The organism is Sutcliffiella rhizosphaerae (assembly GCF_917563925.1).
Taxonomy (GTDB): domain Bacteria; phylum Bacillota; class Bacilli; order Bacillales; family Bacillaceae_I; genus Sutcliffiella_A; species Sutcliffiella_A rhizosphaerae.
In genome coordinates this window covers 18,970-35,390 of record NZ_CAKJTJ010000010.1, presented here as the reverse complement: position 1 = coordinate 35,390, position 16,421 = coordinate 18,970, and the positions used below count along the sequence as shown (strand labels likewise).

General features: G+C 35.7%; 10 protein-coding genes. 2 read left to right on the top strand and 8 right to left on the bottom strand.

Features of this window, described 5'->3' with window-relative positions; translation table 11 throughout:
* Positions 1–154: 154 nt before the first annotated feature.
* Positions 155–4,708, bottom strand: coding sequence for a cell wall-binding repeat-containing protein (locus LRP81_RS10865; RefSeq protein ID WP_230501300.1), 4,554 nt, complete (start codon positions 4,706–4,708; stop codon positions 155–157).
* Between the two features lie 392 nt (positions 4,709–5,100).
* Complete coding sequence (locus tag LRP81_RS10860; protein WP_230501299.1) at positions 5,101–6,216, bottom strand: heparan-alpha-glucosaminide N-acetyltransferase domain-containing protein; 1,116 nt, start codon at positions 6,214–6,216, stop codon at positions 5,101–5,103.
* A 74-nt stretch (positions 6,217–6,290) separates the two neighbouring features.
* Between LRP81_RS10860 and LRP81_RS10855 the strand changes: the two genes are divergently transcribed.
* The gene (locus LRP81_RS10855) at positions 6,291–7,010 is read left to right on the top strand and encodes a PIG-L family deacetylase (protein ID WP_230501298.1); all 720 of its coding nucleotides are present in this window, start codon (positions 6,291–6,293) and stop codon (positions 7,008–7,010) included.
* A gap of 51 nt (positions 7,011–7,061) precedes the next feature.
* Here the strand turns inward: LRP81_RS10855 and LRP81_RS10850 are convergent, their stop codons facing one another.
* The 4 genes from LRP81_RS10850 to LRP81_RS10835 all read right to left on the bottom strand — a co-directional run bounded on the left by LRP81_RS10850 (position 7,062) and on the right by LRP81_RS10835 (position 14,086).
* Complete coding sequence (locus tag LRP81_RS10850; RefSeq protein WP_230501297.1) at positions 7,062–8,399, bottom strand: cell wall-binding repeat-containing protein; 1,338 nt, start codon at positions 8,397–8,399, stop codon at positions 7,062–7,064.
* A gap of 143 nt (positions 8,400–8,542) precedes the next feature.
* Positions 8,543–10,819, bottom strand: coding sequence for a cell wall-binding repeat-containing protein (locus tag LRP81_RS10845; protein WP_230501296.1), 2,277 nt, complete (start codon positions 10,817–10,819; stop codon positions 8,543–8,545).
* Between the two features lie 176 nt (positions 10,820–10,995).
* The gene (locus LRP81_RS10840) at positions 10,996–12,846 is read right to left on the bottom strand and encodes a cell wall-binding repeat-containing protein (RefSeq protein WP_230501295.1); all 1,851 of its coding nucleotides are present in this window, start codon (positions 12,844–12,846) and stop codon (positions 10,996–10,998) included.
* A 487-nt stretch (positions 12,847–13,333) separates the two neighbouring features.
* Positions 13,334–14,086 (bottom strand): SGNH/GDSL hydrolase family protein, encoded by a 753-nt coding sequence (locus tag LRP81_RS10835; protein ID WP_230501294.1) that lies wholly within the window; start codon positions 14,084–14,086, stop codon positions 13,334–13,336.
* A 125-nt stretch (positions 14,087–14,211) separates the two neighbouring features.
* Here LRP81_RS10835 and LRP81_RS10830 point away from each other — a divergent pair, with 125 nt between their 5' ends.
* Positions 14,212–14,922 (top strand): hypothetical protein, encoded by a 711-nt coding sequence (locus LRP81_RS10830; protein WP_230501293.1) that lies wholly within the window; start codon positions 14,212–14,214, stop codon positions 14,920–14,922.
* 150 nt (positions 14,923–15,072) lie between these two features.
* Here the strand turns inward: LRP81_RS10830 and LRP81_RS10825 are convergent, their stop codons facing one another.
* Together LRP81_RS10825 and LRP81_RS10820 are read right to left on the bottom strand one after the other, a co-directional pair.
* Positions 15,073–15,765, bottom strand: a complete 693-nt coding sequence (locus LRP81_RS10825; protein WP_230501292.1) for a DUF4956 domain-containing protein — start codon at positions 15,763–15,765, stop codon at positions 15,073–15,075.
* Positions 15,766–15,806: 41 nt separating this feature from the next.
* Positions 15,807–16,406: a leucine-rich repeat domain-containing protein gene (locus tag LRP81_RS10820; protein WP_230501291.1), complete on the bottom strand. Its 600-nt coding sequence runs from the start codon at positions 16,404–16,406 to the stop codon at positions 15,807–15,809.
* Positions 16,407–16,421: the final 15 nt, after the last annotated feature.

The window sequence follows — 16,421 nt, the reverse complement described above, 5'->3', positions numbered from 1 at the left end:
TAAGGTAGTATTTTACCATTTTGAGGTTTTATTTATTGCATAGGGGGACGGATACGCACCTAGAAACTGTCTATTAATTAAATATTTTACAATTCTATTAAAAAACCGCCATAGAGGATAATCCTCTATGGCGGTTAGCACTTAAAGCAATATTTTACTTTACTATTTTTGCTAAGGAATCTAGTACTTGAGCAGAGACAGCATTCTCTCCACCAATTACTGTTAATGTAGCTACATCTTCAGTAGTCAAGAAATCTTGAACAGAGTTTGATACATTTGAACCTACTAGTAGAATACCAGTTTGGTCATGTGCAGCAAGAGCAGCACCAGCTAATGCATCTGCAAACTGTCTACCAGTTGCTACATAGTAATGGTTTGCATCTAAACCAAAGTGTTTTGCTACATTGACAGCTGTCTCATAACGAGTTTGCCCACCAATTCTAGTAGAATTATGAAGGGAATTTAATACGTGATCAGAAACTGCTGCTGTACCACCTACAACAATTGACTCTTTCGGGCTTAGAGCAATTAATGCAGCATTTGTTTCTTTCGGCAATTCTTTTTGATCTGTTAATAGGATCGGCATGCCATTTTGAGCTGCATAAGATGCAACAGACAATGCATCCGGGAAGTTCTTGCCGTTTACAACAACTACTCCGTTCGCTCCATTAGGCGCCACTTCAGTTGCTATCGCTCCGGCAGTTGACCATCTAGTAGAACCAGATAGACGTTTCACTTCAAGACCTTGATCTTTAAGTGCCTTTTCTACATCCTTACTTACTGCTGCTGTACCACCAAGGATATAAACTTTCTTCGCACCTAATCTTTCTATCTCAGCCTTTGTTGCATCAGGTAGAGACGCAGTTCTTGTTAGTAATAATGGTGCATCGTATTTATGAGCTAACGGTACACCTGCTAATGCATCTGCATAATTATCACCACGTGCAATGACAATAACATCTGACTTTTCCCAACCTTTTTTACTTAACTCAACAGCTGTGTCGTAACGATTTGCACCTCTTACTCTATCCACACGCTCTGCAACTTCATTACGGTAAACTGTTACATCTTTCGTTACAGTATTGCCACCTAGGTCCGTTAAACGGAATACAAAGTGGTTAATACCTGGTTCAAGATTCAAAGTTGTTTCATACTCCACACTTGCAGGCTCCATGATTTTTACTGGGCTTGTAAATGGCTGTTCAAACTCATGGTTATCATTTACATGTAAAGATAGATAATTAAAATTATCTTCAAGTAATGTTTTTGCTGTTACTTTTTCAACATCTTGGTCAACGAACTTTGGAACATTAACTGTTAATGTTGGTGCAGTTGTATCAATGAATACTTTTCTTGATATTCCAAATTCATTACCAGCTCCATCAATAGCTGTAATAATTACATCATAGTATCCATCTTTTTCATAAGTGACCGTAGTATCAAATTTATATCGAACTTGATTATTAACCGTTTCTTGTGTTAATGGAACTTCCTTACCATTTACTAACACTTTGTCTACTCGAACATTATCAGTTGCATATCCAGCAACAGGTATAGTATTTGTATTGTATTCAGCAAATGCACCAGGAGAATCCATGTAAAGTACAGGTTCTGTAGTATCGCCTATTGTCAGAGTATCAAACCCGATGTTCCCCACTCTGTCAACAGCAATAACTTCAACATCATTAGTATCTGCATCTGGTAATGTTATACTTGTTGCTTTTGCATCAAGTGGAGTCAAATTACCATTTACAGAAACAACAATACCACGAATACCTACACCTTCATCAGAAGCTGTCCATTTAAGTAAACCTGTTTCCTCATTGTATGAAGTAATTGCTATTTCAGGGGCAGTGGTATCTACAACAACAGGGATTTTCTTGGATTGCCATTTGTTGGTGCCGTCTACAAGAGCATTAATCTCATAGAAATATTTACCGTCTGCAACTACTTTACCACCAACTGTTCCATTCCATAGTCGTGAACCACTTAAGGAATAGTAAGAGCCATTTCCACTATTAAAGAAATTTTTTCTAACATAATTGGATGTTAAAATACGGCGTAATTGCTTACCATTTTCGTCTAATACATTGTATTGAACTTCTTTTGCATTACGGAGGTATGCATTAATAAAGTTAATACTGTCGTTCAGTCCATCTCCATTAGGACTGATTCCATAGAAAAGATTACCTGCTTCATCTTCAAGATGATCGATAAAGTATGTTTCTGCGTCTACTGCATCGGAAGGGAATCCTGCTTCATAGTATTTGTCTTCTCCAAATACTTTAAATCCGTCTAAAACTGATGGAGCACTCCAGTCACCATAGAAGCCTAAGAATGGAACTGAAAGATCTGCTTCATGAGGATGAGATAATGTTACAAAACCTTCAACAAAAATATTTTTAACTAAATCCATTTTTGCAGCTGAACCATCAGCATTAAATCCTGGAATTTTAGCATTGGCGAAGTCAATCGTAACCGTGAAGTCTTTCGCTTCACCCGCCTTTAATGTAAGTTCTTTTGGTGCAGTAACTTTTGCACCTTCTAAAGCTCCAGTTGTAAGTGCATTTAATGTTGGTCCATTATTTTGCTTTAGGAAAGAATCTGTCAATACTGAAGTATCAACTTTGTAAGAAACTTCATAATCTGCAATATTTTTTGCAGTAAGTGTAAAGCTTACTTTTTGGGAATCAAACGCTTTTAATTCCACTTTTCCTTCACCGGAACTTTTTTCTACAACATAAACCGGTGTGTCAACCGCAGCAAACAATTGCATCATACCTGCTCCTTGGCGACGTGGAGAAAAATCATTCCCATGTAAATCTTCAATACTTGCAGCTGTGTTCATTAATAGAGTTTTTGCAAGTCTTGTACGTTGCTCCGCATTTAAACCTACAAATCTATCATCAGTTCTTAGGTATTGTTGTACCAGTGCAGCACCCCCAGCAACATGTGGAGCTGCCATAGAAGTACCACTCATAACACCATATCTATCATTATTTAAAGTAGATTTGATATTTCCACCTGGAGCTGTTATTTCTGGTTTAAGCTCCAAGCTCGGAGTAGTTCCCCAAGAAGTAAATTCTGTCATTTTACCCATTTCAGGGCTTTCTTGCTGATTTAATCCTTGAACACTGCCTGATTTATTTCCATCATTGAGTGCTTCTTTAATTGCAAGACCATCGCCATAGCTAAGTTTCATAAACGGAATTGCCCAGCCACCTTGATCCCTATGAAATACTGCATTTGGATCGTGATTATAAACTACAATTCCTGCAGCTCCTGCTGTTGCAGCGTTTTGAGTTTTATCGTGGAATGTCAGTTCTCCACGAGCCATGACAACTACTTTACCCTCAACATCCACACCTTGATAATCTCCAGGATGCCCAAGACCATTAAGTAATACTAACTCAACATCAGCTAAATCTTCCCAGCTATCAATCCCGTAACCTACTCCCGAGAAGCTTGTACCTTCGATAGCTAAGCTATGCTCGTATAAGAAAGCTGTGTTTCCTGAAGCCGCTACTTGAATAGTATCCTTGTTAAGACCAGGTGCACCAACCACTCCAATATCAGGGTTTTGGAATAATGGGTTGTCCCATCCACGTCCAATATGTCCTGAATTACCAGCTGAAACGGAAGAAACAATACCGTTTTCAACAGCACGAGTGATAGCAAGATCTTCAGCACTTTCTACTTCATAAAAAGAAGCTGTAGAACCCAAACTCATATTCAGAACATCTGCTCCAAGTTTAATAGAGTCATCAATTGCAGCTAAATAAATATCAGACCAAGTAGAAGGATATCTTGGATCGTTAGAGAATACCTTCATCCCTAATACTTGAGCTTCAGGAGCTACCCCTTTGATTTCACCGTTTGCCACAACTGTACCAGACACATGCATCCCGTGTTCAGAAGGGGCTGGTCCGACATCTCTAATTTCTTGGTTTTGATCGTAATAGTTGTATCCATATGGCACTTTTTCAGTATAGAATTTTCCTTTTAAACCTTCAGAAGCAACTAGGCTATCCACAAGGTTCTTCGTTAAGTATTCTTCCGTGCCTTCGCTTAACACGAAATCTTTATGGGAAGGGTCTACTCCCGAATCAATAACGGAAACTACCATGCCTTCTCCCTTAAAGTGAGCATCAACCCATACCTGCAATGACTGGATATAATCATGACTTGTTTCCATATCTGGCTCTAACTCTGGGCGATTATACTCATTTGCTAAGTATACATTTGAAACACCTTTTACTGTTTCAATTTTAGCAATGTCACCAAACGCAACTTCTCCACTAAAACCATTAAAGGCAGTAGTAAAGTTATGCTTGTAAGTCATTGCTACACCTTTTGAAGAAATCGCATCTTTTACAGATGCCTGTTCCTTTTTAACAGCATCAGTTAAGGATTTTTTAGTAGATTCATTTAAATCCTTGTACAATACATTTTGTTTAGTTGCATATTGGATTGGAGCTTCTCCATCCATTTCAACTATGACACGGACTTTATCCTGCGCTGAGAAAGCTGATTTCGCAGTTTCTGCTTTTTCCTCAAACTTTTGTCTCTCATCAAATAATTCTCTTACATCGTCAAAATTGACCCCATTAGTTGTTTTCGCTACTGATTGCGCCCCAACTGCAAATTGCAAGTTAGAAAAAACCAGCAAGAAAGCAACAAAACTAATAAAGTACCTACGTAAATGCACTAACTAAAACCTCCCCCGATTTTTGTTGTAAAATGAAATATTAAGCAAAAAGGAGTACCTTCTTTCTTCCTACATAACATTTCAAATTACACTATAATTTTACAGATGCATTACTTTTTAGTCAATTGTTTATATTTCAAATATTTAGAATCTTAGTTTATTTATGAAAAAAGACCCTATGCAAAGGGTCAACTTTTAAAACTAATTATTTATTATCGTTGAGTATTTTTCTGACAAAATTATAGTAGTTTATATGTCGATTTTAATTTTTCTATAAATATTAAAAAAATTAGGTGCTTATTATAAGAAATAAGAGGAACTTTTAGATGAAACCAATTTCTGATATGATAGTTGAATGAACTTCTCGAGAACAAATTTCCCCTCCAAAAGATTTATGCTCTTATATATTTTTTCTTAGCATGTAGGACTATTGCAATAAGAGACCAAATCACGATAAAAAATAAGCTGTAAAAGAGATGCGGAAATGGTAGGTACTTATTTAAAAGGTTAAATAACAGCTCACTTAAGGTTCCTTGTGTCTCAAATAATGTTATGACCAGTTTACCAAAAATAATAAAAACAACCATTTTCCCAAAATATATGAGGAAGCTGTTCCTTCCAATAGACTCTAGGTACCATATGAGCCCCCTGTTAAATGTTCCTTTCTTTTTATTTTTATTATTATTATCTATCAAAAAGAACATGATAGCCAACAGGGTAATTAATATTCCGCTGGCAAGCAATGCAAATGATGGACTCCACAATCTTTTATTAAAATCTATGAATTGTTGAAAAACAAATGATAGAAGTACTAAACCAATGCCAGACATAATAAGCTTGGGCATTATTTTTTTCCTATTATGGATTACCATTCCAATAGCGTACCCAAATAAAACATTGGACATAGCACTAAAAACAGAGAAAATACCCTCCGGATCAAATCCACGCTCTCCCTGTGCATATACATGATTCTCTCCAAAAATCATACTGTCCACTACTCCTGAAAGGTTGCAACTGGTCCTTGGTATTCCACCCTCACAACTGGTACTAGTAATTACTAAAACAGTTGTATATATAGTAGCAATAATCAAACCTGATACCATTGCCCATTTCCAACTTTTAAAAATACGAGATATAATGACAACGCCTAATCCTGTTACAGCAAACAATTGCAAGACTCCCGTATATCTTAAAGTTTGTAAATCTAAGCTCCAAGATGCAATCAAATTAAAAAGAAGTCCGTATACAATTAACATTATTGTTCTTCTAATTAAATTTTTCCATTTCACACCATTCCTATAGGCAATCGCTAAGCCAATACCATACACTGTCAAAAAGGCGGGGAATATAAGGTCCGTTACTGTCACACCATACCAATAGGCATGCCTCAAGTATTCATAGCCTCCACCTGGCAACGCACTAACAAATATTGCAAGAAGTACGACTATACCCCTTGTTACATCTATTGACCTAAAACGCTTCTTAGATTGTAAATTATTTTCACCCATACTTTTTTTACACTTTCTCCACATAAATTTGTTAGAATAATTGTAGCATAATTGGCGAAAAGAAAGGAAAAGCGATGAAAAAACTTCTAATTCTTATTTTTATCATCCTCACGGGTTGCTCATCAAAAAATGATCGTCTTGAGGTTTTTTACGCTCCACATGCCGATGATGAGGTTTTAAGTTTGGGGCCAGCTATTATTCAGGCACTTGATGATAGTGACGAAGTACATATTGTCCTTCTTTCAGAAGGAAAAGCTAGTAAAGCAATTAATACTGTAAATGAATTACTAAGTAAAGATGGTTATCCCCCACTTACTAAAGAAGATTTTGGACAAGCAAGAGTGAGGGAATTTAAAGCCTCCATTCAATCTCTCGGTGTGAGCCCTGAGTCTATTACTATTTTGGATCTTCCAGACGGTTCAATTTCTATCGATAAGGTAAAAGAAATTATTATTGCGAAAGAAAGCCTGCATACAACCGTTACCCACCATGTAATGAGTGAACATGATCCTCATGATGATCATGCGTCAACCGGTAAAGCATTAAGAGAGTTATTAGATGAAAAATTAGTGAATGAGGGAAAATTCTACATTCCTATACAGGAACATAAGAAGTTGTCATATGACGAGACGGTAAACTTAACTAAAAAGGTACATCAAAGAAAATTAGATGAAGCATTAAATAGTTATTCGGTTTGGAATCCCTCTGAAGGAAACTACTCCATAGGAAAAATCTCAGTCCCAGACTATTTTATTATGGTACAAGAGGGAATGGAAAGCAGATACCACTATTAATAAAAATAATAAACCGGAGCTCCATTAGCTCCGGTTTAACGATTATTGATATTAGTGATATCGTTTAGCACCAAGGTATAAAGGTGCAAAGTAGGAATTAGACATTTCGTCAATCGTAACTCCTATATTTGAACCTGCCGATTTAGCATGAATAAATTTATTGTTACCAATATATATTCCAGCGTGCGATGCACTGTTCTTCTTTGGATCTGTCCTATAAAACACCAAGTCTCCCACCTCAAGCTTTGAGACCGCTTTTCCTCCAGCATGTAAATCTGCTGTTGTACGAGGAGTGCTTATTCCATGCTTTCCAAATACGAATTGGATAAATCCGCTGCAATCAAAGCCCGATGGTGAAGTTCCACCATATTTATATGGTGCTCCTATGTATTGTGTTGCTGTATTAACAAGTGCAACTGTATCAAACCCCTCAAGCTTGTTCTGAACATTAGCAGAAACAGCATTCGTTCCACCAATAATAGTAACTTTAGAAGCACTTACTTTGTCTAACATAGATTGGACAGGTGCTGGAATTTTATCCTTTTGCACCAATACAAGTGAAGATTTATTTTTTGCAGCCAAAACAGATCCCGTTAACGCATCTGCATAACTTTGTCCTGTTGCCATATAAACTTCATTTCCAAATTTAATACCTAGCTCATTCACTAGCTTTGCTACTGTATCATACCGGTCTTTCCCAGAATATCTTTTTGCATTCGGCATATGTTTTAATTGCGATTCAGAAATGACACCAGATCCACCAACCACAATCGTATTTCTATACTTGGACAATATCTTTTTTGTTTCACTTGGAAGAGAGTCAGATTTTGTCAATAATATTGGATAGCCATTTTGTGCAGCATGGGCCGCAATTGCCAAGCTGTCCGGGAAGTTTTTCCCATAGACAACCACCGCAGTATTTGTTTGTCCTGAAAGTCTTTCCGCAATTTTTACGGATGTTTGATAACGGTCAGATCCGCTAATCCGATCTACCTTTAATCCCATTTCCACCAACTGATTATAGACATTATTACTAACGGCATTTGTTCCACCTAATATAATTGCATCTTTAGCCTTTAGACGAGAAATTTCTTTTTTTGTCTCACTCGGCAAAGTACTGTTTTGAGTTAATAAAATCGGAGCATTAAGAGAATAAGCTAGAGGTGTTCCTGTCAGAGCGTCCGGAAACTGATTTCCTGCTGCAATAAGAACGGTACCGGAACTTGTCCAACCTTTCTTAGAAACCTCCACGGCAGTTTTATATCTATTTTCTCCACTAATTCTATCTACAGTAAAGCCACTTGCATCATTAATGGAAGGTAAAGAAAGTAAAACTACCATACCAAAAACTATGGCAACAATGGATTTTTTTAATGCATAAGTAATCATATTTCCCCCTAAATCTACATTATATTACACTTTTTACTTGTATATTATAACATTAGCAAAATAGGAGAAATATTAAAGATATGTAACAAAAAAGAGTCTTATATGTAATAATATAGACTCTTTTTTGATATGAAACTAAAGGATTATCTATAAATAGGAAGAATACTTTCAGTGCGGACTGCAGCTGTACCACCAAAAATAGAAATCTTATTGAATCTATTATTCCGCGACAATTGTAAAGTCTCTGAAGGTAAATAATTTGGATTCATCAATAATAATGGAGCGTTACGTTTGGCAGCCAAAACAGATCCTGTTAAAGCATCTGGAAATTCAGTGCCACTTACAGCAAACCCTTCATTATTTGAAAAGTTAAATTGAGTACCAATTTTTAGGGCCGTTTCATATCTAGTACTTCCTGAAACCCTCTGAGCTCCATTCATACTTTTCAATAAGTTTTGATTAATAACAGCAGTTCCCCCGATTACAATTGTTTTGTTTGCTGAATTTACTAACGATTTTGTTGCACTAGGAATGTAGGTCTTTTCTGTTAACAAAATAGGGATCCCATTCCGCGCAGCATACGGAGCAATTGCCAATGCATCCGGGAAACCATATCCATTCGCTACCACAACTGTTGAGAAATTACTCCCCAGTTCATTTGCAATGAGTCTCGCTGTCTCAAATCTATTTTGACCTGCTATTCGTCTAACCTGTATTCCCATATTTCTGACGGAATCGGAAACAGAGTTAGTTATTGCTCCAGTCCCGCCCAATATAATTACATTTTTTGCATTTAATCGGATCAATTCATTTTTTGTTTCCTCTGGCAATGCTCCATTCCGAGTTAGTAAGATTGGCGCGTTCAACTTGTATGCCAAAGGTGTACCCGCTAATGCATCGGGGAAATTATCTCCACGAGCTAGAATAACAGTATTTGCTTTATCCCACCCCTCTTGAGAGATACTTACGGCAGTTGCATACCGATTTGGACCTGAAATCCTAACTTTATCTAAGTAGCTTGAAGCAATATAATACGTTTCATTTGAGTTCATGTCCCTAACTGGATACCAAACAAAATGATTATTATTATTGCTTCCAGCTTGAAATGGGCCTACCACCTGTAGAACCTCACCCGCCGTAGTGAAACGTACTTCTGCGCCTTCAGGTGATCTTCTTAACCTTACTCCACTCTCCGTTGCTTTCACCAATTCATTTTCAGAAAAAACATGTTTGGATTTAGTAAATTGCCCATTTATATGATATTGATCTCTCCTAAAATGTAAAGATCCTGCCGTATTATAATAAATATCGTTGTGAAGGTGGGTTACAGGAAATTTAGAAACACTCATTTGAGCATATCGTTCCACATGACGATAAATGACATCTTGATACGTATTGTTAGGATAGTATTTCGGATCATTTCTACGAGATATCCCATTATATGCCATCACCGCAAAATACCAATCTTCTAACACGTTCATGTCGTTTCCATTAATTTTTGGAATCCTGCCCCAGTTATTGTAACTCCACTTCTCTTTAAGGATTCTGATACCTTCCTGAATATTGTAGCGAATATCTTCTTTTAATCGTCTTTCTCGTTCAGAAGCCATATTAGGTTCTGTAATTTGCATAATTCCAATTCCACCATCAAAAGAGACAATCGGATCACCCTTTTTCCAAAGGCCAGATGGTTCGTCATTAGTGCGGAATTGCCTCCATGTACTCTCCTGCCAAGCTATTGCTTTTATTATTTCTGGAGGTACACCCGCCAGCAGGGCTTCTTGGGTTAACATTACATTTATTTGCGCAACAGATGGGTTCTCTCCTCTTATAGAAGTGCTCTGTAATTGAAAAGAATCCTCTTCTCCAGCTTTTTCTGGGATTACTTTTAGTTTTTCCCCAGACAATGAAATATGGAAAGAACCGTTCTTCTCTTGTGAAAATTTGTCTTTTTTATACGTAACACTATCTATTAGACTTGCATTTTCCTCCGCATAAGAAACACTAAATTCACCAGATTCTTCTGATATAAATCCCATCAGATAATCTTCAGAAGTATAAACTTGACTACTTTCTCCATCTTCAAGCTGCAATACAGTAAATTGCATGTATCCTCCTGTACCTTGCTTTTTAAATTCAAACAAAATATAGTCTTTATCATTAAAAGACCAGGTAAAAACACTGGAGAAAATAGCTAAATCTATATCGAGCTTTTCTAGAATATTACCATTAAAACTTATCACTGCATTGGAAGTTTCCCCATTCATTATAGATACTTCAAAATCTCCAAGTAGAATCTTGCTTGTTTCAACTGGTCCAAGTGAATACTTTTGAACCTGTTGCTCAGCAAAAACTTTCTCCATGGACAATGCAAGCATAAAAATCAAACATAACTTTACAGCAATGATACACTTTTGCACAAAAAGCCTTCCTCCTTAAAACAATTTGTTTATTTTTTTCATTACGATAATAATTCTAACAAATAAATTACAAAGCCTTGAATAGGTAATTTGTCTATAATTTAACAATTACACATTCCAAATTAATCCAAAAAAAACACCAAACTGATTTTTATCAGTTTGGTGCTACAATAATTCTATTTAATAATCAATTTAGCAAGTAGTTGATTACTAACTGCTGCACTTCCACCTAAAACTTGAAACTCATTAACCTTTTTTTTCTTTAGGAGATTCGTAGTTTCCAGTCCTGTATTTTTCCCTACTAACAGAACCGCAGCTTCATTTTTGGCAGCTAAAACAGACCCTGTTAGTGCATCAGCAAAACCATTTCCACTTGCCACATAGAGTGAATCCGTTGACAAGTTAAGTTCTTCAATAATTTTTGTGGCCGTTTCATAACGGTTAATCCCTGAAATTCTCTTTCGATCTTGAGGCAGTTCTCCATAAGCTTGTGGGCTTACAGCAGACTCTCCTCCCACAGCAATAGTTGAAGATATTCTCAACTCTTTTAATGTTCTAGCAGTGTATTCGTTCAAGCCGAACCGCTTTTTCTGATTGTCCTGCCCTTTTGTTAACAAAATAGGAAAGCCATTTTGAGCTGCATAGGAGGCAATTGCCAATGCATCAGGGAAGTTAGATCCGTTTGCAATGATTGCTTTTGATGGATTTCCACCAAGTTCCTTTGCAATCTTTGCAGCAGTTTCATAGCGGTCTACCCCACCAATTCGTTTTACGCTAAGTTTTAATTCTTTATTTAACGCATCTTCTACTTCCCCTGAAACCGCACCCTCGCTACCGAGTATAATTGCATTTTTAGCTCCCAACTGTTTAATCATATTTTTCGTGTCGCTATTTAAATGAGCTTGTTTTCCTGAGGTTAATAGAATAGGAGCATTCAATTTATATGCTAAAGGTGCGCCAGAAAGCGCATCTGGAAAGTTAGTACCATTGGCAATGATTACCGTATCCGCTTTATCCCAACCCTCTTGTGCAATAGCTGCAGCTGTTAGGTAACGGTCTGATCCAGATATTCTTTTCCCAAATGGTTTTAGGTATGAGGAAGCTACATGGCCCGATACGCCATTTTTTTCTCCATTAGAAGCGTAATACCAGCCAAAATGGTTAAATGAAGAAAGATTCTCCTTAGGAGTCATATCTGTTTTAAAAGTACTTTCCACTGAAAGTATTCCAGGTTGAAAATCCGTAGGATACCGGTCCTTATCGGTTCGAGGCTCTATCCTCCTGCTCACCTTTTCATCCAATCTTACGAGATCATTCACTTGAAATCGATGACTTGTGTAATTTAATGGACCATCATAGGTGTATTCTTTCTTAATAAAATTGATAATATCTCTATCTCCATTCCCTACAGGAACATATTCAAGATCATCCACTTTAACTTGTTTATCTACCAAATTTAATTGCATTCCAGGATTGGACCTTTGCAATATGTTAAACACTTTATATTGATAGGATTCTTTATTTATTTGCCCATGTGTTTCTCCACCTCTGCGATAAATAGGGCTATTGCCGGAACCTATACCATTATAAGCCATCACAGCGAAATACCAGTTTTCAATAATATCAGGATTACCGTCATTAATTAATGGTAAATTTGTTTGGTTGAATTTCCGCTTAAGTATATAGACTCCTTTTTCAATATTATAATGAACATCCTTAAGTTTTTCTCTCTCCAGACCGTATTCATTTTCGTGATCTGTTACTTGCATCACCCCTACTCCTCCATCAGGAGAAACAAGAACCTCACCATTTCCTTCACAATGTTGCCAGCCCTTGGCTTCAGCAAAAGCAATTGCCTTTACTATTTCTGGTGGAACGCCTTGCTTTAAAGCCTCATTTGTGAGCAATTTGTCCATTTCGTTTCTTGTGTTTGGTTGCGAACACCCCTCATTAGCCTCTGTCTGAATGGGATGTGGCATCAACAAAACTACCATCATTAGTACAACTATGAATCTAATTTTCTTCAAATTACATATCCCCCTTAAATTTTCTTCCTTTCTTTATGATAACAAGAATGGAAGGTGAAATCACAAATTTTCGCTAAGACATATTAAATAAAAAATGGTGGATCAGTAGATTCACCATTTTTATTGATATCTCCCTAAAAATAACTGTGTTCAGTGATTCCCATCATCTTTATACCCTACGACCGAATGAGAAATATCATCCAAGCAATAACCACCTGCTTGGGGCATAAATAGCGTCTGGAAATATTTTCAACGACAATCGTGAAATCCATGTTAAAAGAAATCTAGCATTTCAAATGGAGAACCATAAACAGGGCTATAATAATTGAAATAACTGTTAATCTTCATATTAAGAGATTTATCATTTGGAACCAGGCTTGATTGCTCATGTGCAGACACAGGTGTTAACCAGGCTTATCCTTTCCGTATTAACAAATTCAATTACTCTTTTTTTCCAGAATTAAAAAACATAAATATAAGGAAGTTACTATTTAGAAATAAAGTAGTTTATAAAATAATCTGCCCATAATTGATGACCCTGCTCATTCGGAAAATCTCCTTCTAAATAATCACCCACTTCTTCACCTACAGGCCATATCTCCCAATGATTAAAGTATTCTATACTATTTTCTTGTGCATAATCTTTTAATTCATTTACTTGCTCTTCATATATTGGGGCATTCAATATTGGATTAGCTGGCTGTAATATCAAATAAGTATCGTGCTGTTCTTTAAGTATTACATCTATTATTGAAGAAAGATTTCTCAAGGAATCTTCTATTCTTACAAAACCATTGTCATTCAACAGTAATGGTTCAAAAATGATAATATCCTGTTTTTCTTCTAGTAACTTTTTGATGCTATCAGTTTCTATAAAAACATTGGTACTAACGAATTTTAAATTTTCCACTTGTAGTTTAAATATTCCCTCACCATAGTTTTCTATTAATTTTTGTTCTAATAAAGACGGCCAAGATAATTCTATGTTTGAAGCAACTAATGCATTTGATCCGACAATTAATATATTTATTGTTTCATTATTATTAATTTTATTTTGTATTATTAGATTCATATCTTCACTTAGATTTTTGGTCAATTTTGTTAGATCAATATTTTCTTCAACTGGAATTTCTGATGAACTTTTACCAGCAGCCGCAATTTTGCTATCGTAATGCAACTTACCAAGGTAAATAAGAGATGCTCCTAATACACATAAAACCAAAATAATTATTTTTTTCATATTTTTATCTCCCAAACTTTTACATACTGTTATATTAAACATATTACAACAAAAAAAATATAATATAAACAAAATTTGACATAATATGATAATATAAAAAAAAAACTATTTCAGGAGGAGAAATGATGGAGATAAAATCTTTAATTCTTTCAAGTTTACTTTTAATTAATCCCAGTTTAATAATGCACTCTGAAGTAACTAATCAATATCAATACACTTCGGCTACTATTAACCCTATTGTTGATCCTATAGATGACCCAGAACCAGATCCAACTCCTGGGCTAGAACCTACTCCTACTCCGGAGCCAGAGCCAGAGCCAGAACCAGAACCAAGTCCTGCTCCAGATCCTAAACCTGAACCTAAGCCAGAGCCAGAACCTAAACCTGAAACAGATCCTAAACCTGAACCTCTACCACAACCTAAACCTGAATCTAGACCAAATAATAACATTAAACCAGAAGAGAATGTTGAAGTAAACGTTCCAGATGAACAGAGTGCTTTTGAAGATGAAGTTGTGGAAGATGAAATTCTTGCTACTTTTACTCAAGAAGAATTTTTTTCACTCTATAATACTTACCCTGAATATTTTTCATCAATGGATGATTTCATCTTTAGTAATATTGCTTCAATACTTTTTCAAGATATCCCTGCATCTGAAGCTTTCTCTGTTTATAGCAATGATTTATTAAACGATTTGGCACAAAAACTATCAAATAATCAAATAGAAGATTTAGAGGCATTGTTGAATCACAATGAAGTTATACAAAATAACAATACATATGGTTTATTAGAAAAACTTAAGATAGTTAAAGAAAGAAAAAGTGATCAATTTTAGAGAAATGCCCTTCAACGGCATTTCCAAAATAATGTTCAAAAGGCGTCTAGAATTGTTACATTCTAAACGCCTTTAACATATAGTTAATTATTCTTCACACATTAGAAACACACAAGCTCCGATTTTATCCTATTAACTAATAATTCTCAGTTATCTCCCTTCATAATTCACATAATTCATACTGACCTTCAAATTGGCGTTACGATGACGTATCTCGTCAATGATTGTTTTATCACTTATACCTGTTTTGTTATTAATTAAATATTCTAATTGAATCATGGTACCCAAATTGGTTGTTTCTACTTTTTGTAAAAATACTGATTCCATGTATTTTTCGAAAAGGTCATCAAAAAGATTCTCATAATGAAGATTTTCAGGCACTGTGATTCGCAATCGTTTCGTCGCCTCTCCTTTTCTAGCATAGTTGAATAAATACAAAATGTAGATAAGAATGGATAAAGATACTGTAAACAAGATGGCAAGTAAATAAAAACCCAATCCACAGGCAATTCCAGTTGCCATTCCGAAGAAAATAAAAGCGATATCCTTAGGATCACTCATGGCACTGCGAAAACGAATAATGGAAAATGCTCCAACAAGCCCAAAAGCAACAGCAACATTATTACCAATGACAATCATAATTACTGAAACAACTACACCCATAATAATTATCGTGTGGACAAACGATTGGGAATAGTTGTTACCTTTGTAAGTCTTCTTATATACTTGGGTAATAATAATTGTTAAGACAAATGTAAGGAAAATTGCAAGAAATGCTTGCAGAATTGTAAGTTTAGTTGTAATATTGGCGAGCTTGGAAAACTCTTCTAATAGTTGGTTCATATATGTCACCTTTCCCATTGCCTTTTGTCTAAAGCAGAAATTTAGAAATCTTTGTTCTCAATTGACGGGTAATAATGATTAACAGGACTATAATCGACGATTGGATTTCCCTCTAAATAGAGCCGTAATGTTAAATATTCATGATTTGCCAATGAATCTATATTCGTTATCTGATTATTTCTAAGGTTAACATCCTCTAAATAAGGAAGAGTTGATAGTACCGATATGTCATTTATCAGGTTGTCCCGTGCATTTAACACACGTAATTCTTTTAAATTCTCAAGCGGTGTTATATCAGAAATATTATTTCCCCTTAGATTAATTTCAGTTAACTTTGTTAATCCCTCGATAGGTGACAAATCAGTAATTTGATTGTCTCGAATATCTAGTTTTTTTAATTCAGATAAAAAGTGCAATCCCTCTAGACTTTCAATGCCAGCGTCTCTAACTTCCAATTCTTCGATAGTTTTTAGTTGATCCATTGTAATCAAACCATCATGTTGTATAGCAATCCTCACTGCTTCTTCTACTCTTTCACTCGAAAAATATATTCCTTTTTGGGATATTTGAAACATGAATCCCCAAAGGATAAGAAGGGGAATAAGTAGAACTAGTACCATAAGTATTTTATTCTTTTTCAAATGACTTCTCTCCTT

Bases quoted from the DNA above. Each gene is read 5' to 3' on its own strand.
- LRP81_RS10860 (WP_230501299.1), bottom strand. From the start codon at position 6,216: ATGGGTGAAAATAATTTACAATCTAAGAAGCGTTTTAGGTCAATAGAT.
- LRP81_RS10855 (WP_230501298.1), top strand. From the start codon at position 6,291: ATGAAAAAACTTCTAATTCTTATTTTTATCATCCTCACGGGTTGCTCA.
- LRP81_RS10850 (WP_230501297.1), bottom strand. From the start codon at position 8,399: ATGATTACTTATGCATTAAAAAAATCCATTGTTGCCATAGTTTTTGGT.
- LRP81_RS10835 (WP_230501294.1), bottom strand. From the start codon at position 14,086: ATGAAAAAAATAATTATTTTGGTTTTATGTGTATTAGGAGCATCTCTT.
- LRP81_RS10830 (WP_230501293.1), top strand. From the start codon at position 14,212: ATGGAGATAAAATCTTTAATTCTTTCAAGTTTACTTTTAATTAATCCC.
- LRP81_RS10825 (WP_230501292.1), bottom strand. From the start codon at position 15,765: ATGAACCAACTATTAGAAGAGTTTTCCAAGCTCGCCAATATTACAACT.